Annotated in this window: 16 protein-coding genes and 1 riboswitch; of the genes, 9 read left to right on the top strand and 7 right to left on the bottom strand. The window is 71.5% G+C overall.

Going from position 1 to position 18,756, the window contains the following annotated elements:
* The first annotated feature begins 192 nt into the window (after positions 1-192).
* Positions 193-1,611, top strand: a complete 1,419-nt coding sequence (locus HCN51_RS14835) for a hypothetical protein (RefSeq protein ID WP_168010218.1) — start codon at positions 193-195, stop codon at positions 1,609-1,611.
* Between the two features lie 334 nt (positions 1,612-1,945).
* Here the strand turns inward: HCN51_RS14835 and HCN51_RS14830 are convergent, their stop codons facing one another.
* The 3 genes from HCN51_RS14830 to HCN51_RS14820 all read right to left on the bottom strand — a co-directional run bounded on the left by HCN51_RS14830 (position 1,946) and on the right by HCN51_RS14820 (position 4,517).
* On the bottom strand, positions 1,946-3,433 hold the full coding sequence (locus HCN51_RS14830; RefSeq protein ID WP_168010217.1) for a PH domain-containing protein: 1,488 nt from the start codon (positions 3,431-3,433) through the stop codon (positions 1,946-1,948).
* Positions 3,434-3,801: 368 nt separating this feature from the next.
* Positions 3,802-4,293 carry a PH domain-containing protein gene (locus HCN51_RS14825; protein WP_168010216.1) on the bottom strand — a complete coding sequence of 164 codons (492 nt, stop codon included), beginning with the start codon at positions 4,291-4,293 and terminating at the stop codon, positions 3,802-3,804.
* Positions 4,290-4,517 (bottom strand): hypothetical protein, encoded by a 228-nt coding sequence (locus tag HCN51_RS14820; protein ID WP_155128166.1) that lies wholly within the window; start codon positions 4,515-4,517, stop codon positions 4,290-4,292. The genes HCN51_RS14825 and HCN51_RS14820 overlap by 4 nt, the downstream gene beginning before the upstream one ends.
* Positions 4,518-4,628: 111 nt before the next feature.
* On the opposite strand from HCN51_RS14820, the gene HCN51_RS14815 reads away from it, so the two are divergent.
* Positions 4,629-5,897 (top strand): sensor histidine kinase, encoded by a 1,269-nt coding sequence (locus tag HCN51_RS14815; RefSeq protein ID WP_346433648.1) that lies wholly within the window; start codon positions 4,629-4,631, stop codon positions 5,895-5,897.
* Positions 5,894-6,562, top strand: a complete 669-nt coding sequence (locus HCN51_RS14810; RefSeq protein WP_168010214.1) for a response regulator — start codon at positions 5,894-5,896, stop codon at positions 6,560-6,562. The genes HCN51_RS14815 and HCN51_RS14810 overlap by 4 nt, the downstream gene beginning before the upstream one ends.
* Here the strand turns inward: HCN51_RS14810 and HCN51_RS14805 are convergent.
* On the bottom strand, positions 6,544-7,620 hold the full coding sequence (locus HCN51_RS14805; protein WP_346433647.1) for a phosphotransferase family protein: 1,077 nt from the start codon (positions 7,618-7,620) through the stop codon (positions 6,544-6,546). The genes HCN51_RS14810 and HCN51_RS14805 overlap by 19 nt on opposite strands.
* A 204-nt stretch (positions 7,621-7,824) precedes the next feature.
* Here HCN51_RS14805 and HCN51_RS14800 point away from each other — a divergent pair, with 204 nt between their 5' ends.
* From HCN51_RS14800 to HCN51_RS14775, 6 genes are all read left to right on the top strand, one after another.
* Positions 7,825-9,087: an NYN domain-containing protein gene (locus tag HCN51_RS14800; RefSeq protein WP_230466422.1), complete on the top strand. Its 1,263-nt coding sequence runs from the start codon at positions 7,825-7,827 to the stop codon at positions 9,085-9,087.
* A 105-nt stretch (positions 9,088-9,192) separates the two neighbouring features.
* Complete coding sequence (locus tag HCN51_RS14795; RefSeq protein ID WP_346433646.1) at positions 9,193-10,146, top strand: C40 family peptidase; 954 nt, start codon at positions 9,193-9,195, stop codon at positions 10,144-10,146.
* A gap of 994 nt (positions 10,147-11,140) precedes the next feature.
* Positions 11,141-11,306, top strand: a riboswitch (cyclic di-AMP (ydaO/yuaA leader).
* Between the two features lie 73 nt (positions 11,307-11,379).
* Entirely contained in the window at positions 11,380-11,937 is a 558-nt protein-coding gene (locus tag HCN51_RS14790; protein WP_240972843.1) for a C40 family peptidase, read from the top strand.
* Positions 11,938-12,050: 113 nt separating this feature from the next.
* The gene (locus HCN51_RS14785) at positions 12,051-12,872 is read left to right on the top strand and encodes a hypothetical protein (protein WP_168010211.1); all 822 of its coding nucleotides are present in this window, start codon (positions 12,051-12,053) and stop codon (positions 12,870-12,872) included.
* 11 nt (positions 12,873-12,883) lie between these two features.
* Positions 12,884-14,476, top strand: a complete 1,593-nt coding sequence (locus tag HCN51_RS14780; RefSeq protein ID WP_240972841.1) for a M48 family metallopeptidase — start codon at positions 12,884-12,886, stop codon at positions 14,474-14,476.
* 26 nt (positions 14,477-14,502) lie between these two features.
* On the top strand, positions 14,503-15,576 hold the full coding sequence (locus HCN51_RS14775; RefSeq protein ID WP_346433645.1) for a glycosyltransferase family 4 protein: 1,074 nt from the start codon (positions 14,503-14,505) through the stop codon (positions 15,574-15,576).
* Between the two features lie 22 nt (positions 15,577-15,598).
* Here HCN51_RS14775 and HCN51_RS14770 read toward each other — a convergent pair whose 3' ends face one another.
* From HCN51_RS14770 to HCN51_RS14760, 3 genes are read right to left on the bottom strand one after another with little or no spacing between them, the layout of a single operon-like run.
* Positions 15,599-16,516: a carbohydrate ABC transporter permease gene (locus tag HCN51_RS14770; protein WP_168010209.1), complete on the bottom strand. Its 918-nt coding sequence runs from the start codon at positions 16,514-16,516 to the stop codon at positions 15,599-15,601.
* Positions 16,513-17,385: a carbohydrate ABC transporter permease gene (locus HCN51_RS14765; RefSeq protein WP_168010208.1), complete on the bottom strand. Its 873-nt coding sequence runs from the start codon at positions 17,383-17,385 to the stop codon at positions 16,513-16,515. Before HCN51_RS14765 ends, HCN51_RS14770 begins: the two co-directional genes overlap by 4 nt.
* The gene (locus HCN51_RS14760) at positions 17,385-18,674 is read right to left on the bottom strand and encodes an ABC transporter substrate-binding protein (protein ID WP_168010207.1); all 1,290 of its coding nucleotides are present in this window, start codon (positions 18,672-18,674) and stop codon (positions 17,385-17,387) included. The genes HCN51_RS14765 and HCN51_RS14760 overlap by 1 nt, the downstream gene beginning before the upstream one ends.
* Between the last annotated feature and the right edge of the window lie 82 nt (positions 18,675-18,756).

Raw genomic sequence — 18,756 nt, 5'->3', positions numbered from 1 at the left:
CCTGCCGGGTCGCCACCTGCCGGGCCGCCACCTGCCGGGCCGCCACCTGCCGGGTCGCCTCCGTCTGGGGGGCCGTATTCGTCCGGCATGCCATCCATGCCTCCCATGCCGCCTGGACCGCCTGGACCGCCTGGACCGCCGCCTGGCGGGTACCCGGGCGGGCCGCCCCACCTGCCCCCCACCGTGCCGCCCATGCCGCAGCCTCCGCAGAAGCGGCGGCCGGCCTGGCTCATGCCCACCCTCGCCGCCGCACTCGTCGTGCTCGTCGCGGCGGGCGGAGTAGGGGCCTACCTCCTGTACGGCCAGCGCTCCGGCGGCGCGGCCCCGCCCGGCACCCGCTCGTCGTCGCCCGCCCAGCGGCCCGCGTCCGCCGCCGAGGCCCCCGACGTGTGCGCCATGCTGTCCAAGGAGGAGGCCGAGCGGCTCGTGCCCGGCGCGACCGTCTCCAGGTCGGCCAGAGACAGCGACTACACGGTCAACTTCGGCTGTAACTGGATCAACCAGCGCATCTCGTTCGGCGAGTTCTGGCGCAGCCGCGAGATCGACGTCAAGATCGAGCAGCACAAGGGCGAGGGCGCCAAGACCGGCCGGGCGATGGCGCAGACGTCGTACGAGATGGAGTACCGCAGCGGCAAGTACGGCGAGACCGCCAAGCCGTCGCTCGACCCCGACGAGAAGGAGTACGTCTCCCCGGTCAAAGACGTTCAGGGCGTCGGCGACGCCGCGTTCGCCCAGTACACCTGGCGCCGCGACGGCAAGCTGCTCTGGTACGCGTTCGGCACCGCGCACGCCCGCGTCGGCGACATGACGATCGAGGTCAAGTTCCAGGCGGGCCAGCAGCGCAAGGACGCCCAGATCCTGAGCAACGAGAGCGCGCAGGCGGTCACGGAGGCGAACGCCATCCGCGAGGTCAGCGGCCTGATCGGGCACTTCGCCAAGGGTGTGGCGGCCTGGCAGGCGAGCAATCCCGGCGTGCTGGCGAAGGCCGAGCCGACGGCCGCCGCCACCGTCTCGCCGACTGTCAGCGCCACGCCCTCGCCCACCGTGCTCGCCTCCTTTCCCGCCGAGTGCCAGGCCGTGACGGAGACGGCCACCCGGCTCGTGCCCGAGCCCGCCACGCGGGCGCGCGGCACCGCGGCCGGCGCCGACACCCAGACCGAGTGCCGCTGGCTCAACCGCGAGCTTTCCGGCGGGCCCGGCGTCACGAAGATCCGCAGCGTGCTGATCACCGTGCACCGCTTCACGAACCGGGCGGGGGCGGCGGACGAGTCCGCGGCCAAGGCGTTCTACGCGAGTGAGTACGGGCGTACCAAGACCACCGCCAAGTCCTCCATCGGCGGCATCACCTGGGGTGCGCTGACCGACGTCAAGGGGCTGGGCGACCAGGCGTACCAGCAGTACGTGCGGAGCAGGAGCGGCGAGGTCTCCGCCTCCAGCGGCTCGGTGATCGTGCGCAAGGGGCCGGTCGTCATCCAGGTCGACTACAGCGGCCACCAGCGGCCCAAGGACAAGGCGACCAACTCGCCCGAGGTGGTGATGATGCCGGAGAAGGAAGCCATGGCCGGCGCGCTCACCGTGATCAAGGCGTACCTGGAGAAGTCGGCCGGGTAGGTTCTCGCACCCTTCGGACGGACGGCCCTTCGGACGGACGGCCCTTCGGACGGACGGGCCTTCGGGCAGGGCTTTCGCTGGGCCTTCGGGCGGGGTCTTCGGGCGGGGCCGGGGCGCCGGATGAGGCGCCCCGGTCGATGCCGCGCGGCGCCCCTCCGCGCACGCCCGGCGTCTCCGCCTATCGTGACTCTGACTCACGATTTGTGGCAACGGTTAATGCGGCTGCAACCCGGTTGCAAGCGGGACAAATAGCGTTATGTCTGCAAGCACCTGAGCCGCGCGATCATGTTTGTCCAGTACAGGGGCATGGGCAAACCGTGGGGGATCACGCGGCTCATTGCTTTTCCCGGGTCAGGAACGGCTCCAGCAGCCCAGGAACGGCCCGCGCGGCCAGGTCGAGGCCGTCGCCGCGGCCCACGTCCAGCACCTCGTAGTGCCCCCGGCCCGCCGCCGTCGTCGCCGAGACCGTCAGCAGCCCGGCGCGGCGCTGGAAGTACGACTCGGTGAACGTCCAGCCCGCGATGCCCCTGCGATCGAGCGCCACCGTACGCCTGACCACCGCACCCTTCCTCGCGACCAGATGGCGAGCGGTCAGCGCGTGCCCGAGACTCGCGGCCCCGGCCGCCGCATGCCACACCCCGTACGCCAGCACCGCCACCGGCACCAGCCACATCCAGCCGCCCAGCCCGGCACCCACCCAGTCCAGTGCCGCCACCACAACGGTCACGGACAGCATCAGCGCCGCCGTGACCAGCGCACGCACCAGCCGCCTGCGCCTGGCCGCCGGCGGATGCGCCGTCAGCACGGGCACCCCGGCCCCCGTGATCGCGGTGGCGACCCGCAGCGCCACGGCCCGCGGCATCGGCGGGGTGAGGGCGGCCACGTCCTCGGTCTCGTCGTCGGCGCGCTTGCCCAGCCCGGTCGCGATGGACCGGAGCCTGGCCGCGCCGCCCAGCCGCAGCAGCAGCGGCTCGCCGATCTCCACCCCGCGCAGCCTGCGCTCCTCCAGCGTCAGCGAACGACTGGTCAGCAGCCCCCTGCGCAGGCGGAGCCGGCCGGGCTCGCGCTCCAGCCGGTAACGTCCCCACGACTCCGCGAACAGCAGCGCCGCGCCGACCGCCCCCACCACCAGGTTCACCGCCAGCACCAGCGGGACGGTCACCAGCGGCCGCGCCGTCAGCCACGCCCACCCCTCCACCGCCAGCCGTGTCGTGAACCCCTTCAGCCCGAACGAGTCGAGCGCCTTGTACAGCGTGCCGAGCACCACGGCCGCGCCGGTGAACGTCCACACCGACAGCGGCGCGTACCTGATCCACGACCAGCTCAGCTCCGCCAGCGGCCCGCCACCCGCCTCGGCCTCCTCGCCCTGGTGCAGCAGCGTGCGCCGCAACGCCTCGGCGTCGTGCCTGCTCAACGGGTCGAGCGCGAGCTCCGCGCCGTCCTCCGCCCGCTCCCCGGTGCCCACCTTGACCACGGTCAGTCCGAACAACCTGTTCACCGGATCGGCCCGCAGGTCCACGCTCCGCACCCGGTCGCGCGGGATCGACCGGTGCTGCCGGACGGTGATCCCCGACCGCAGCTCCAGCCGTTCCGGAGTGAGCCGCCAGCGGGTGGCGCGCAGCCGCAGCACGTCGTACGCGACCACGGCGGCCACGATCAGCACCGCCGCACCCGCGCAGACGGCCACCACGCCGCCCACCGGCCAGTCCCGTCCCGCCAGGAACCGCACCAGCCCGGCGGAGGCCCCTGCGACGATCGCCAGCGACTTCACCCCGGACGCCCACAAACTCCGCGCCGCCAGCCCCCGCCACTCCGCCGGCACGCTCGCGCCCGTACGGGGTGCTGTCCATGGAGGAGGGGAGGGCAAGGTCGCGTCGGCCCCCGCCCGTGGCATGTCCGCCCGCGCACGGGAGGGCGCCTCTTGGGGAAGGGGCGGCTGGGACGCGTCGCCGACCGCCCAGGCCCCACGGCCTCCCTGCCGCAGGCTCCCGCCCTCCGGCCCGGGCACGCGTCCGTCGGCACCATGCGCACCGCCGGTCGAGCCGTGCGGGCCGCGGCTCGGGCCGAGTGCGCCGCCTGCCGGGCCGTGCGGACCGTGTGCCGCACCATGCACGCCTTCCGAGCCGTGCGCGGCTTCGAAGCCGTCCGCCCTTCCCGGGTCGTGTGCCCCTCCCGGGGCATGTGGGCCGTTCACGTGGCGTCTCCCGGGGTTGCCTGGGTGAGGGTGGTGAGGCGGTCGGCGAGTTGCGCCGCCACCTCGTGGTCCAGGGCCTCGATCTTGATGGCCCCGGCCGACGACGCCGTGGTGACCGTCACGTCCGCCAGTCCGAAGAGTCGCTGCACCGGCCCCCGCGCGGTGTCGACCCGCTGGATGCGGGACATCGGCGCCACCTGCCAGGTGTGCGTGAGCCACCCCTTGCGCGTGTAGACGGCCTCGTCGGTGACCTCCCACCGCTCCACCCGGTACGAGGCGCGCGGCGCCACCAGCGCCAGCACCAGGCAGCCCGCCGCGAACACCCCCACGACCGCGCCCAGCCAGCCTGGACGTTCGGTGAGGAACCAGTAGGCGGCCACGCCGGCCCCCGCGACGGGCACCATCAGGATGAGCCACTGGACCGTCCACCAGGCGACGGCCCGCGGGTCCACCTGGTGTCGCGGCGGCCGCAGCCGGGTCGCGTTCATTCGCCGTCCTCCGCTCTCTCCAGGGACTCGGCGACGGCGAGCAGCGCGAAGCCGAGCACCCCCATCACGATGGCCGCGAACACCTCATATCCCTTCAAAACCGGCAGCAGGTCCACCACGAGCAGGGCGCGGGCCCACTGCCACCATCCGAGCAGGGTGTTCAGCAGGCCGCCCACCCCTTGCAGGAGCAGCAGCCAGCCGGACACCCTCAGCACCGCTTGCATGCCGTCCAGCCTCGCCCGGCGGCCGGGGCGCGCGCGTCCGCCGTTGGTCGAGAAGGACACCGACTTTGGTCGCTGTCGCCGCACCCTTGGAAGGCCCTAACCTCGATGAACGTGACGGAACTGCGGGGAGACGGCGCCATCGCCCAGGAATACCGGTGGGCGCTGCCGTCGGTGTTGCTGGGCGACGGCCGCGCGGGCGGGCGCGTACGGCGCTCGACGCGCGACTGGATCGTCGACATCCTCATGTTCCTGTTCGCCTGCGGCCTGACCTTCCTGTCGCTGATGGATCTGCAGGCGCAGCGCCAGCCGGAGGCGCTGCTGTTCGTGGAGCAGGTGACGGGGGCGCTGGCGTGCGCGGGGGTGTGGCTGCGGCGCAGGTGGCCGGTCGGGTTCGCGGTGGTCACCTCGCTGCTGTCCTCCTATCTCGACCTGGTGGGCGGGGCGTCGGTGGTGGCGTTGTTCACGGTGGCGGTGCACCGCCCGTTCAAGATCTCCGGGCCGATCACGCTGCTCGGCCTCGTCACGCTCGCCCCTTACGTCGCGTTGCGCCCGCAGACGGACGAGGACCGCACGTGGGCGCTGGCGCTCGGCCTGGCGTTCGTGCTGACGGTGTTCGCGTGGGGCATCGTGGTCAGGGCCAGGCGGCAGCTCGTCTGGTCGCTGCGGCAGCGCGCCGACAGCGCCGCCGAGGAGGCCAAGCGGCTCGAACGCGAGCGGATCGCGAGGGAGATGCACGACGTGCTGGCGCATCGCATCTCGATGCTGAGCCTGCACGCGGGCGCGCTGGAGTTCCGGCCGGACGCGCCGCCGGGCGAGATCGCCAGGGCGGCCGGGGCCATCAGGACCAACGCCCACCTGGCGTTGCAGGACCTGCGTGAGGTGATCGGCGTGCTGCGGCACTCGGCCTCCGACGGGAGCGGCGGCGAGGCGGGTGAGGGCGCGGTGCCCGACCGGCCGCAGCCCACGCTCGCCGACCTGCCCGCGCTGGTCGAGGAGTGCCGCCACGCGGGCCTCGACGTCCGGCTCGACCTGCGGGCCGACGGCGCGCCCGAGGGGCCGGGCCGCAACCTCTACCGCATCGTGCAGGAGGCGCTCACGAACGCGCGCAAGCACGCGCCCGGCGCCCCGGTGACCGTCACCGTCGAGGGCGCCCCGGGCGAGGGGCTGTCGGTGCAGGTCCGCAACCCGCTGATGGCGCGCCAGGGTGCGGTGCGGCACGGCGCGCGCCTCCCCGGCGCCGGCGCCGGGCTCATCGGGCTGACCGAACGGGCGGAGCTGGCGGGCGGGAGGCTGGAGCACGGGCCGACGCCGGAGGGGGAGTTCGCGGTACGCGCCTGGCTGCCGTGGCCGGCGGAGACGGATGGAGAGGGTGAGGGATGACCGGTGACGGGCCGATCAGGGTGCTGATCGTCGACGACGACGCGATGGTGCGGGCCGGGCTGTCGATGATCCTCGGCGGCGTGGCCGACATCGAGATCGTGGCGGAGGCGGCCGACGGGTCCGAGGTGCCGCCGCTGGTGGGCGAGCACCGGCCCGACGTCGTGCTGATGGACATCCGCATGCCCGGCATCGACGGCCTGACCGCCACCGAGACGCTGCGCCGCACGTCCGAGCCGCCCGAGGTGGTGGTGCTGACCACGTTCCACGCCGACGCGCAGGTGTTGCGGGCGTTGCGGGCGGGGGCGGCCGGGTTCCTGCTGAAGGACATCGCGCCGGGCGACCTGGTGCAGGCCATCAGGAAGGTGGCGGCGGGCGAGCCGATCCTGTCGCCGGCGGTGACGCGGCAGCTCATCACGCACGTCTCCGACGGCGGCGGGCCGGGCGAGGAGCGCGGCGAGCGCGCCAGGAAGCTGCTCGAACGGCTCAGCGAGCGCGAGCGCGAGGTGGCCATGGCCGTCGGGCAGGGCAAGTCGAACGCCGACATCGGCCGCGAGCTCTACATGAGCGTGCCCACGGTCAAGGCGCACGTCTCGCGCATCCTCACCAAGCTGGGGCTCAACAACCGGGTGCAGGTGGCGCTGCTGGTCTACGACGCGGCCTCGTAGCCACCGAGCAGCTCCTCGATGGTGGCGCGGTGCAGCACCAGGTCGTCGGGGTCGTCGGGCATGGTCAGCTCGCCGAAGTGGATCCTGCGGTGCCAGATCCTGGCCATGATGACGCCGTGCCGCAGGGCCGCGTACATCTCGTAGAAGGCGAGGTCGCGCGGCTCGTAGCCGGTCAGCTCGCGGTAGGTGCGGCAGACGTCCTCGCGGCGCATGAACCCGGGCATGCCGGGCAGGCCCGCGCTGACCGTGATGTCCTGGAAGAAGCGGTGCAGGAAGATCATCCACGACAGGTCCAGCTCGCGTGGCCCGACGGCGGCCATCTCCCAGTCGAGCACCGCGACGGGGGTGAAGTCCTGGTACATCACGTTGCCGATCCGGGCGTCGCCCCAGGTGAGCACGTCGGGGCCGGGGTCGTCCGGCCAGTGCTCCTCCAGCCAGGCGAACGCGCGCTCCAGCAGCGGGACGCGGCACTCGCCGTGCGCCCATGCGTAGTAGGCGCGCTGCGCCTCGACGTGCGCGCGCAGCCCGGCGGCCCCGAACGGGGCCAGCTCCTCCGGGGTGAATGCGGTCTGGTGCAGCGCCGCCAGGAGTCGCACGCTCTCGTCCTGCAGCCGGCGCTGGTCCTCGGGGGAGGCGTCGTGCAGCCAGCCGCCGAACGTGTACGGCATCACGTCGGGTGGCACCTCGCCCTCGGCCCGCTCCATGACGAAGAACGGGGTGCCGAGCGGCTCGGGGTCCGGCTCGAACCACAGGGCCCTGGGCGCTGGGATTCCAGCTTTTTCCCTGGCCAGGCGCATGATGTGGAACTGGGCCCGCAGATCGTACGAGGGGAAAACCGGAACGGCTTCCACCGCAGGTGCGAGCCTCGCTACGCAGCGCGTACCCTGTCCGTCCCAGGTGGCGGTGAAGAACAGGGTCTCGCTTGACAGCCCGTTTTCCGACGGCCTGGACATCTCGGACACCGTGGCGTCCGCGCCGACCCTGGAGCGAAGCCAGACGGTGGCGCGTTTCCGCAGTTCTTCCAGGTCACGGGTGGAGGTGCGGAGCTGTTCCGTCACGGTGGGCCTCCCGGTTGGCCATCTGCCCTTCGACAGTCGTATACCCCCTAGCAAGCGCTTGTCCATATAGAGGTGGCCGTTACGGTCAGGTACGCAACAGCCGTACCCTTGTCTGAAAGGGCATGTCACGAAGGGACAAGTGGGATGAGTTCAGCGGGTGAAGGCCTGTCTCGCCCGCTTCCCGAGCAGGTGCGGCTCAATGTCGTGGATCTGGCTTCCCAGGTCCTCGGCTCGATGCCCGCTGCCACCATCCCGCCGCCCCTGAGAGGCATCGCCAAGTTCGACCCCCGCAAGCGGGCCAAGCTGGGCGGGGCGCCCATCGCCGCGCAGCTCGAGAACGACAAGAAGTTCCGCGAGCTGGTCGCCGAGTCCGTGGCCGCCGGCTGGCCCGAGCTGGTCGCCTCGCTCGCCGAGGGCAACATCCCGCCGGCCGCCGACCCCGTGCTCGTGGCCGCCGCCGCGTACCTCACCAGACCGCCCGGCTGGGCGGAGATGATCGAGACCGCCCGCGCCGACCTGGAGCAGTCGGCGGTCGCCGCCGAAGACCTGGAGCGCGAGGAGACCGTCACGCGGCTGCGCGAGCAGCTCGCCGCGCAGAAGAGCGCCGCCAAGGAGGAGGCCGACCGGCTGCGCGAGCAGATCAAGGCGGCCCGCGCGGAGAACTCCGACCTGCGCCGTAAGCTGCACGACGCCCGCGAGCGGGCCAAGGCCGCCACGCGCAGGGCCGAGGAGATGGAACGCGCGGCTGAGGAGGCCCGCACGGCCGCCACCGCCGCCGGCAGCGCCGGCGAGTCCGAGCTGCGGCGGCTGCGCGAGCGCCTGGCCGACGTGGAGAAACAGCTCGAAGCCTCCCGCCGCGCCGCCCGCGAGGGCAGGAGCATCGAGGACGCCCGCATCCGCGTGCTCCTCGACGCCCTCCAAGACGCCTCGGCCGGGCTGCGCCGCGAGCTCGCCCTGCCCACCACGATCAGCCGCCCCGCCGACTCGGTCGCCGCCGTCACCGGCGAGCGCCCCAACGTGCGCGGCGTGCCCGCGCGCGCCCTGGCCGACGACGACCCGCAGCTCCTCGACCAGCTCCTCGCGCTGCCGCAGGTGCACCTGATCATCGACGGCTACAACGTCACCAAGACCGGCTACGGCACCCTCACCCTCGCCGACCAGCGCACCCGCCTCATGACCTCGCTGGGCGGGCTGGTGGCGCAGACCAGGGTCGAGGTGACCGTGGTGTTCGACGGGGCCGAGCTCAACGCGCCCGTGCAGGTGGTGGCGCCGCGCGGGGTGCGGGTGCTGTTCAGCGCGCCGGGCGAGATCGCCGACGACCTCATCCGCCAGCTCGTACGCGCGGAGCCGCCCGGCCGCGCCATCGCCGTGGTGTCCTCCGACCGGGAGGTCGCCGAGTCCGTCAGGCGCATGGGCGCCAGACCCGTTCCGTCTGGCTTGCTGCTGCGCCGGCTCGGCCGCGCATAAATTACGAATTGGTAGGTTTGGCAATACCCCGCCTGCCACTTCTGTACTATTTCGCCCCAGGTGTAATCCCTGGGAGGCGATACAGTGAGGTTTGGCCGGGTACCGGTGGCCGCGGGTCTCGCGTTCGGACTGGTGCTGTCCCAGACGGGAGCCGCTCACGCCGATCCTCGCCCCACCTTGGCGCAGGCCAAGGCCAAGCTCGAGAAGCTCAACGACAAGGCCGACAAGGTCGTCGAGCAGTTCAACCAGGCGAACGAGCGCTACAAGAAGGCCAAGAGCACCTACACGAAGCTGAACGACAGCTACAAGCGCAAGCTGGCGACCGTCGCCGACCTGCGCTCACAAGTGATCGGGATGGCCGTCGAGAGCTACAAGCTCGGCGAGGACGTCACCTCCTGGCCCGGCCTCTTCAACACCGACAACCCCTCCGCCATGCTCACCGGATGGGCGGTGGCCGGGCAGCTCTCGCAGGAACGAGCCGAGAAACTGGCCGCCTTCGACCGCGAGAACAAGGGGCTGAAGGTCGAGCGCGACAAGGCCGAGGTGGCGCTCGAAGAGGCCGACAAGGAACGCGACGCCGTCGAGAAGGAACGCTCCGAGATCCGCAAGCTCATCGCCGAGCAGAAGAAACTCCTCAAGAAGCTGGGCGCCTACAACCCCGGCAACCCCAACAGCGTCGGCATCAAGTACACCGGCCCCGCCTCCGGCAGCGCCGCGGCCGCTCTGCGCTTCGCGTACGCACAGGTGGGCAAGCCGTACATCTACGGCGGCACGGGGCCGCGCGGCTACGACTGCTCCGGCCTCACCCAGGCGGCCTGGGCGGCGGCCGGCGTTTCGCTGCCCCGCACGACGTGGCAGCAGTGGTCGTGGGGGGCCAGCCGCCGGGTGTCGCTCGACGCGCTCCAGCCGGGGGATCTGATCTTCAGCGAGGGTTTGGGACACGTCAGCATGTATGCGGGTAACGGGCAGATCGTCCACGCGCCGCAGACGGGCGACGTCGTCAAGGTCGTCAAGCTCTCCTCTTACGGGCGGTCGCTGGTGGGTGCGGTCCGCCCGTAATCGTCCCGCTTTCGCGCGGCGGTGGGTGAGGGCCGATTTCGGTCCCTGACCGCCCGGGTTTCGGTCACGTACGGGTGCGGCCACGCGCCCCCCGCCAGGGGAGGTCGCAGGGGGTCGCCTGGCGTGGCGGCGGGACCGGGTCACGCCGGCGGCGCGGTGGTCGGCGTGGTGCCCAGCGCGATTGTCCGGTGCGGCTGGAGAGCCCGCCTTGGGCGCCGCCCACCTTGCGCCGAGCTCCACCGCGCATCGTCTCGCCGGCCCGGCGCCGGACAGGCGCGCGAAATCCGCCTGCCCGGCGCAGTGCCGCCTGTGCGGCCCGCGTGCTGGGGCGGCGCGTAGTGGGGTGCCGCGTGGTGGGGCGGCGCGTGGTGGGGCGCTGCATGGCGGGGTGCCGCGTCGTGTGCCGCCTGGCGCCGCCGCGTCGTGCGCGCATTCGTGCGCCGCGGCGCGACGAGACGCGCGTTGCCCGGGTGGCGCGTGAAACGGCGGGTCTGGGGCGGAGGGTCGGCAATATCTACGATGCTCCATCGTAGAGAGGGGCTCGCAAGGTCTTCAGAGAGGGCCACATTCAGCGGGGATGGATACGGATGGAGCCGTAGGTACCCGTGCTTCCCCCGGCATGGCGCGCATCATGGCACGGAGCGGGCGGGAGCGCTCCCAGTGGCGATACTCAGTTTGAAGTGTGACAAATGTGACGGATGTGACGGGTGGGACCTGACAAATGTGTCAATTCTGAAGTGTGAGGAGGGTCACATTTCGGTAACGGAGCCCGATGTTCCAGCAGGGATTTCGATCCTGACAAACCCTCCTGTCTGATCTTTACAGCCGGACTCACCCTTTGCCGATCCGTGACCTTTCGGCGTAGCTTCTGGCGTCGTCGCGGTGAACAAGCCATGTCCCCGCGAACCCGCATCGGTCCCTCCCGATGTGAGACAGATAAAAATCCGCCGGCCGCCCCCCGACCATCCCCACACCAGCAAGTTCGCGTCGGGGCCAGGGCGGCCTGCCGAATCCGTGCAGCCAGGAGGCACGGAGCCGGGGACCCAGCGATCCCAAGTCCCCAAGGGATCAGGGGTGAATCGGCGCGCCCATGCGTGCCGTAGGGCGACTTCCACGCCCGAATCCGTCAGCTAACCCGGTAGGCGTTCGTGGAAGACACAAGGAGAAATCCTGTCTAGTCCCCTGCAGAACCCCCGCCTGTCCCGCCTTGCCCTGAGTGGCGTTGCACTCACGATGACCGTGACGGCCGGAGGTCTGATCCTCCATGCCCCAACGGCTCGGGCGGAGACGACGAGCGATGCGGCCGTTCCGATGACGGTCAAGGCAGTGACGAGCACCGCGGCGATGAGCACGGCGGTGGCGAGCACGGCCAAGACGTCCAGGAAGGCCACGACCGCCCAGCGAAGGGCGGCCAGGCTCGCTCGGCAGCAAGCGAAGGCCCGCAAGGCCGTCGCCGTGGCCAAGAACCAGATCGGTGACCCGTACCGGTACGGAGGCACAGGGCCTGGTTCGTTTGACTGCTCCGGTCTCGTCCAGTTCGCCTGGAAGAAGGCCGGCATCAAGCTCCCGCGCGTGGCGAGCAGCCAGTTCGCCCGCATCAGGCACAAGGTCTCCTGGCGCAATCTGCGTCCCGGCGACCTGATGTTCTTCAGCGGGCTCGGCCACGTCGGCATGTACGTCGGCAAGGGCAAGATGATCCACTCGCCGCGGACAGGTGAACGGGTACGCATCGACAAGCTGAGCGGATGGCGCCGATCGTCCTTTGTCGGCGCGGTTCGTCCCGGCATGTGAAGAAGCCCCGTTCGGATTCTTGGAGGATTTCCTGGATCCGGACGGGGCTCTCGCCTGTCCGGGGACTTACGCGCTGGAGCCCGGCGCGGTCCGGGCCACTACGATCGGGCATCGTGTTGGAGCGGGTGAGCCGGCGGGCCGTGGTGGCGGGGCTGCTGATCCTCGTGCCCTCCGCCGCCGCTCCGCTGCCCGGTTCCCCCATCCTTCCTCCCGAGCTGCGCGATCTGTGGCCGGGGCGGCGGACGGCCGTGAGTCGCGGTGCCCGCTCCACGGTCGCGGGGCCGGCCGGCGCCTCGCCGACGTCGCTGGCCGAGCTGGCGCGCACGGCCGACGGTGCGGCGGTGCGGGTCTCGGGCGTGCTCGGCCGGCCCGTACGGCCGCTGATCGTCCTGCCCGAGTCCGGACGGGACGCCGCCCGCCTGGCCCGCACCACCCCGCTCGACGGGCTGGCGGCGGTCGCCGACGGGCGGCGCGTGATCGTCGTGCCCGAGGCGTTCGCCAGGCTGAACCGCACCGGCAGGGACGTCGTCCTGACCCACGAGCTGACCCACGTCGTCGCCGGCACCGGCGGCGTGCCCGTCTGGCTGTACGAGGGTTTCGCCGACTACGTCGGCTACCGCGACTCCGGGCTGCCCGTCGCGACGGCCGCCGCCGAGCTGGCGGCCGAGGTACGAGCCGGACACCTGCCGAACGCTTTGCCCGGCCCTGAGGCTTTCGCCGTGAACGGGGCCGACCCCGGCCGCCTTGCCCGGGCGTACCAGGAGGCCTGGCTGGCGTGTCGCTTCCTCGCTGACCGGTTCGGTGAGGGGACCCTGGTGAGGCTCTACCGTGAAGCCCGGGTGGCGGGCGTCGATCGGGCGCTCGCCTCGCTGGGGCTCTCCGTCGCCACGCTGACGGCACGGTGGCGCACGTACGTGCGGGATCGGCTCGTGTGAAGGGGAGGCAGATGAGCGATCGAAGAGACGCCGATGACGCGGCGCGGGAAGACGAGGTGACCGGGGAAGACCGGATACCGGATGGGGCGATGGCCGCCGTGGGGGCCGCGGGGCACGCGGACGAGGAGGCGGCGGAATCGGAGGACGCCGTCCCCGCCGGACGCCCGCACCTCGGCGGAGGGACGACGGTGCCGGGGGAGAGCGAGCCGGCGGCAGCCGCGCAGGCGCCCGCCCAGGCCCGAGCCCAGGCGACCGCCGGGGTGCCCGCGAGCGACGACACCGTGACGTTCGGACCACCGCCTCCGAATGAGGAGCGTGCGGACGGGCATCGTGAGGAGGTGCCCGTGACGGCGGCAGCCCCCGAGGACGCCAGGGCGACGCGCCCGGCGGCCATCGCGCTGGTCCTGCTGGGCGTCGTGATCCTGGCCGTGTCGGCCTTCAGCACGCCGTGGCGGGTGCTGTCCGGCGGCCCGCCGGACCCGGCGCGCGACTTCGACGCCGCCCAGATCGCCAGGTCGCAGGCGTTCGACGCGGCCACGACGCTGCCGAGCTACCTCTCGCTGGGCCTGACGGTCATCATCGCGGGGATCCTGATCGCCACCCCGTTCAGCGCCAGGGTGCTGGGCAGGCTGCGCGGCCCGTGGTGGGCGCGGGTGGTGCTCGGCGCGCTGGTGATCACCGCGATCACGGAGCTGGTCAGGTGGCCGCTCGGGATGTGGTTCGAGACGATCCTGCGCGACTACGGCCTGTCCATCCAGGGCTGGGGCAGCTGGACGGCGGATCGGCTGAAGAACCTGGGCGTGGAGGCGTTCCTGCTCTGCGTCATGCTGCTGGCCCTGGTGGCGCTGGCGCGCAAGGTCAGGCGCTGGTGGATCCCGGCGGCGGTGGGCGCGTTCGCGCTGACGATCGTGACGTCGTTCGTGTACCCGGTGGTGTTCGAGCCGCTGTTCAACGACTTCACCTCGATGCCGCAGGGCTCCCTGCGCACGAACCTGCTGGACATGGCGGCCCGTGACGGCGTCCCGGTCGAGGACGTGCTGGTGGCCGACGCCTCGCGCCGCACGACGGCGCTCAACGCGTACGTGTCGGGCTTCGGCGCCACGCGCCGCATCGTCGTCTACGACACGCTGCTGCGGGCCCCGCAGCGGGAGGTCGAGCTGGTCGTGGCGCACGAGCTGGGCCACGCGAAGTACGACGACGTGCTGTACGGCACGCTGATCGGCGCCCTGAGCGCCGCGTTCGGCGCGGTCGCGCTGTTCCTGGTCTTCGGTTCGGTACGGCGGCGCACCGGCGTCGCCTCGATCGCCGATCCGCGCTCGGTGGGCGTGGTCATGGGCCTCATGACGGTCGGCTCGCTCATCATGGGTCCGGCCCAGAACGTGATCAGCCGGCACATCGAGGCCAGGGCCGACGTGCACGCGCTCGACCTGACCAGGGATCCGGCCACGTTCATCGCCATGCAGAAACGGCTCGCCGTGACGAATATTTCCGACCTGTCGCCGGATGCGGTGGAATATATCCTCTATGCCTCCCATCCCTCCGGCCCCGAGCGCATCGCCATGGCCCGCGCGTGGGCGAAGCTGAACGGCGCGCCCGAGCCGTGACCAGCTCCACCGGCAGCGTCCTCTTCGTGACGAACGACTTCCCGCCCAGGCCGGGCGGGATCCAGTCGTTCGTGCACGGGCTGGCGCTGCGCACGCCGGGCGCCGTGGTCTACGCGCCCGCCTGGCCGGGTGCCGAGGAGTTCGACCGGCGCCAGCCGTTCCCGGTCGTGCGGCACCCGACCCGGCTCATGCTGCCCACCCCGGCCGTCGCCCGTACGGCGGCCGGGCTGGTGGCCGAGCACGGCGCGCGGGCCGTGGTGTTCGGGGCGGCGGCGCCGCTGGGCCTGCTGGGGCCGCGCCTGCGCGGCGCGGGCGCGCGGCGGGTGGTGATGCTCACCCACGGCCACGAGGCGTCGTGGGCGATCTCGCCGGGCTTCCGCGCGGTGCTGCGCAGGATCGGCGGGCACGCCGACGTGGTGACCTACCTGGGCGAGTACACGCGCAGGCGGCTGGCCGCGGCCGTCCCTGCGGGCAAGCTGGTCCGGCTGGCGCCCGGCGTGGACGTCGGCCAGTTCCATCCGGGGGTGGCCCCGGCCGAGCTCGGGCTCGGCGGGCGGCCCGTCGTGGTGTGCGTGTCGCGGCTGGTGCCGCGCAAGGGCCAGGACCAGCTCATCAGGGCCTGGCCCCACGTGCTGCGCTCGGTGCCGGACGCGGTGCTGCTGCTGGTGGGCGGCGGCCCGTACCGCAGGAAGCTGGAGCGGATGGCGGCGGGGCAGGAGTCGATCAGGTTCACCGGCACGGTGCCGGCGGCCGACCTGCCCGGCTACTACGCGGCGGCGGACGTGTTCGCGATGCCGTGCCGCACCCGGCTGAAGGGGGTGGACGTGGAGGGGCTCGGGATCGTGTTCCTGGAGGCGTCCGCGACCGGGCTGCCGGTGGTGGCGGGCGCGTCCGGCGGCGCGCCCGACGCGGTCCGGCCCGGCGAGACGGGGCTGGTCGTGAACGGGGAGGACGTGGGCGAGGTGGCGCAGGCCGTCGTCGAGCTGCTCACCGACCCCGACAAGTGCCGCAAGATGGGCGCGGGCGGCCGCGACTGGGTCGCCCGCGAGTGGACGTGGGAGCATGTGGCCGCCCGCTTCCAAAAGCTGCTCCAGCCTTGAGCGGAGCCGGGCGTGAGCCGCTCTAGCCTTTGGTGGCGCCCAGCGTGAGCCCCGCCACGAACTGCTTGTGCAGGAGCTGGAAGACGATCAGGGTCGGCAGCGCCACCAGCATCGAGCCGGCGGCCAGCAGGTTGTAGTCGGTGAAGAACTGGCCGCGCAGGTTGTTCAGCGCCGAGGTGACGGGCAGCTTGTCGCCCGACGACATCAGCACCAGCGCCCACAGGAAGTCGTTGTACATCCAGGTGAACTGCAGCGTGGACAGCGCCGCCAGCACCGGCCGGCACAGCGGCAGCGTCAGCCGCCAGTACCGCTTCCACACCCCCGCCCCGTCCACCAGCGCCGCCTCGTTGATCTCCTCCGGGATGGTGCGCATGAAGTTGGCCATCACGAAGACGCAGAAGCCGAACTGGAACGCCACGTGGACGAGGATCAGCCCCAGGTAGGAGTCGTAGAGCGACTGCGAGTCCGACAGCCACGACGGCAGCGGCACCATCGTGTAGAGCGTGTAGAGCGGCGTGATGAGCACCTGCGGCGGCAGCAGGTTGCCCGCCGTGAACACGATCAGCAACGTCCTGCGCCCCGGGATGCGCAGCCGGGCGATCGCGAACGCGGTGAACGAGGCCAGCAGCAGCGTCACCACCACCGCCGGCAGCACGATGATCAACGTGTTGAGGTAGTAGCGGGGCAGCTCGGCCTGCGTCCACGCCTGCGCGTAGTAGTCGAGCGTGAGGTGCTCCGGCAGCGAGACGTACCCCAGGCGGGCGGTCTCCTCGTACGGACGCAGCGACGCGTACACGGCGAGCACCAGCGGCAGCAGCCACCCCAGCGCCACCAGCGTGAGGAAGACGTGCAGCAGGACCCGCAGCGGCCGGACGGGGCGGCGCGCCGGCGGCCGCCGCGCCTGGGCCGGGGGAGCGGCGGCGGGCGCGGTGAGGGTCATCGCTCCTCCCTGAACATCTGCGACAGGTAGGCGACGATGAACCCCATCGAGATCACCAGCAGGATCACCGCGATCGCCGAGCCGAACCCGATCCTGCTGGCCTCGCCCACGATGTTCTCGGTGACGAGCACCGACAGCAGCTCCAGCCCGTTCCTGCCCTTGTTGATGGCGTAGACGATGTCGAAGGCCCGCAGCGCCTCGATCACCGTGATGACCAGGACGATCACGTTGACCGGCCGCAGCGTCGGGAACACCACGCGGAAGAACGCCTGCCGCTCGTTCGCCCCGTCGATGGCCGCGGCCTCCTTCAGCGCGGGATCGACCGCCTTGAGCCCCGCCAAATAGATGATCATGACGTAGCCGACGTGCCGCCAGCCGGCCGCGACCATCACGACCCAGATGTTGATGGCGCGGTCGCCCAGCCAGTCCACGTTCAGCCCGGTCACCGCGTTCAGCACGCCGTAGTCGGAGGAGTAGACGAGCTGCGCGATGAAGCCCACGACGGCCAGCGACAGCACGACCGGCATGTACAGGGCGCTCTGGTAGAAGCGCGACATCCGCAGCCGCCGGTCCAGCAGCACCGCGCAGAACAGCCCGAACGGCGTCGCGACCAGCCCGAGGAAGCCCAGCCACAACACGTTGTTGCGGACCGCCGACCAGAACGGCGGGTACTCGGCCGACAGGTCGTGGTAGTTCTGGCCGCCGATCCACTCGATCGGCCCGATCCCGTTCCAGTCGGTGCCGGACAGCCCGATGGAGGCCAGCGTGGGCCCCCAGATGACGCTCACGTTGACGGCGATGGCCACCCCCAGCCCGATGACCAGGATGGTCACGTCGCGGGCGGAGTAGCGACGGGTCTTGACGGCCATCAGCGGAAGATGTTCGCCTTCTGCTTCTCGATGCTCGCCAGCAAGGAGTCGATCTCGTCGGGTTTGCTGACGAACGACTGCAACGACGGGATCATCACCGTGGAGGCGAAGTCGGGCCGCGTGTCCCGGTCGAGGAACTGCGCGATGTGCGTGGCCTTCGACACCAGCTCCGCGCCGCGCTTCTGCAGCGCGCTGTAGCCGGAGGTGTCGGCCTTCGAGCTGGCCGCGAGCGTGCCCGGGTCCAGCTTCGTGGCGATGTCCTGGGACGACGGCTGCGCGAAGTGCTTGAGCAGCGCCTTGGCGCCCTCCACGTTCTTCGCCTTGGCGGAGATCATGTAGCCGTCGATGGGGGCGTCGATCGAGTCCGTCCCGTACGCCGGGTTGATCTCCGGGAAGGTGAAGAAGTCGAGGTCGTCACGGTCGGCCTCGGGGAACTGCTGGGCGACGAACATGCCCAGCAGGTACATCCCGGTCTTCTTCTGCGCCAGCGACTGCCCGGCCTCCTGCCACGTGCGGCCCAGCGCCGCCGGCTGGTGGTACTCCATCAGCCCCCGCCACGTGTCGAACACCTGCTTGACCCGCGGATCCGTCCACGACTCCTTGCCGCCCATGAGCGAGATGTGGAAGTCGTAGCCGTTCGTGCGCAGGTTGAGGATGTCGAACGTGCCCATCGCCGGCCAGCCGTCCTTGTCGGCGAACGCGATCGGGATCAGCCCGTCGGCCTTCATCTTCTTCGCCAGCGCGGTGAGCTCGTCCAGCGTGGCCGGCGGCTCGTACCCCTTCTCCTGCCACAGGCTCTTGCGGTAGAAGACCGCCCACGGGTAGTAGGTGAACGGGACGAAGTACTGCTTGCCGTCCACGCCGGTCGACTGGTCCTTGAACGCCTGCGTGTAGTTCCCGCCGATCTCCTGCCACACGTCGGAGATGTCGACGGCCAGCCCCTGCTCGGCGAAGAACTGCATGCGGTAGCCGGCGAACCAGGTGAACACGTCGTCGGGCGTGCCGCGCAGGTAGCGGTTGATGTTCTCCTGGAACGTGTTGTGGTCGACGGTGTTGATCCTCGTCGTGGCCTGCGTGAAGCCCTTGACCACGGTTTCGAGGGACTTCTTCGGGATCTCGTCGGAGGCGTTCGATCCGATCGTGACCGTGCCGAGCTTGCTGCCCGCGGACCCGCCGGGGGCGGGGGCCGGGTTGCCGGAGCCGCATCCGGCCAGAATCGCGGGGACGCCGAACGCGGCGGCGGTGCCCAGCAGGAGATTGCGGCGTGAGATCGGCGGCCGTTGGTTCATGGTGGGTTCCTCCTAGCTGGACCCGTCAGAATCCCCCGAGTTCGCTCACCTTCCTTCATCGAAAAGCCAGCATTTCTGACTG

It is taken from the genome of Nonomuraea composti (genome assembly GCF_012034275.1).
Classification (GTDB): Bacteria; Actinomycetota; Actinomycetes; order Streptosporangiales; family Streptosporangiaceae; genus Nonomuraea; species Nonomuraea composti.
The sequence above is the reverse complement of the archived record's forward strand: the minus strand, read 5'-3'. Positions and strand labels throughout refer to the sequence as shown.

Bases quoted from the DNA above. Each gene is read 5' to 3' on its own strand.
- HCN51_RS14835 (WP_168010218.1), top strand. From the start codon at position 193: ATGCCGCAGCCTCCGCAGAAGCGGCGGCCGGCCTGGCTCATGCCCACC.
- HCN51_RS14825 (WP_168010216.1), bottom strand. From the start codon at position 4,293: ATGAACGCGACCCGGCTGCGGCCGCCGCGACACCAGGTGGACCCGCGG.
- HCN51_RS14820 (WP_155128166.1), bottom strand. From the start codon at position 4,517: ATGCAAGCGGTGCTGAGGGTGTCCGGCTGGCTGCTGCTCCTGCAAGGG.
- HCN51_RS14810 (WP_168010214.1), top strand. From the start codon at position 5,894: ATGACCGGTGACGGGCCGATCAGGGTGCTGATCGTCGACGACGACGCG.
- HCN51_RS14790 (WP_240972843.1), top strand. From the start codon at position 11,380: ATGACCGTGACGGCCGGAGGTCTGATCCTCCATGCCCCAACGGCTCGG.
- HCN51_RS14780 (WP_240972841.1), top strand. From the start codon at position 12,884: ATGAGCGATCGAAGAGACGCCGATGACGCGGCGCGGGAAGACGAGGTG.
- HCN51_RS14770 (WP_168010209.1), bottom strand. From the start codon at position 16,516: ATGACCCTCACCGCGCCCGCCGCCGCTCCCCCGGCCCAGGCGCGGCGG.
- HCN51_RS14765 (WP_168010208.1), bottom strand. From the start codon at position 17,385: ATGGCCGTCAAGACCCGTCGCTACTCCGCCCGCGACGTGACCATCCTG.
- HCN51_RS14760 (WP_168010207.1), bottom strand. From the start codon at position 18,674: ATGAACCAACGGCCGCCGATCTCACGCCGCAATCTCCTGCTGGGCACC.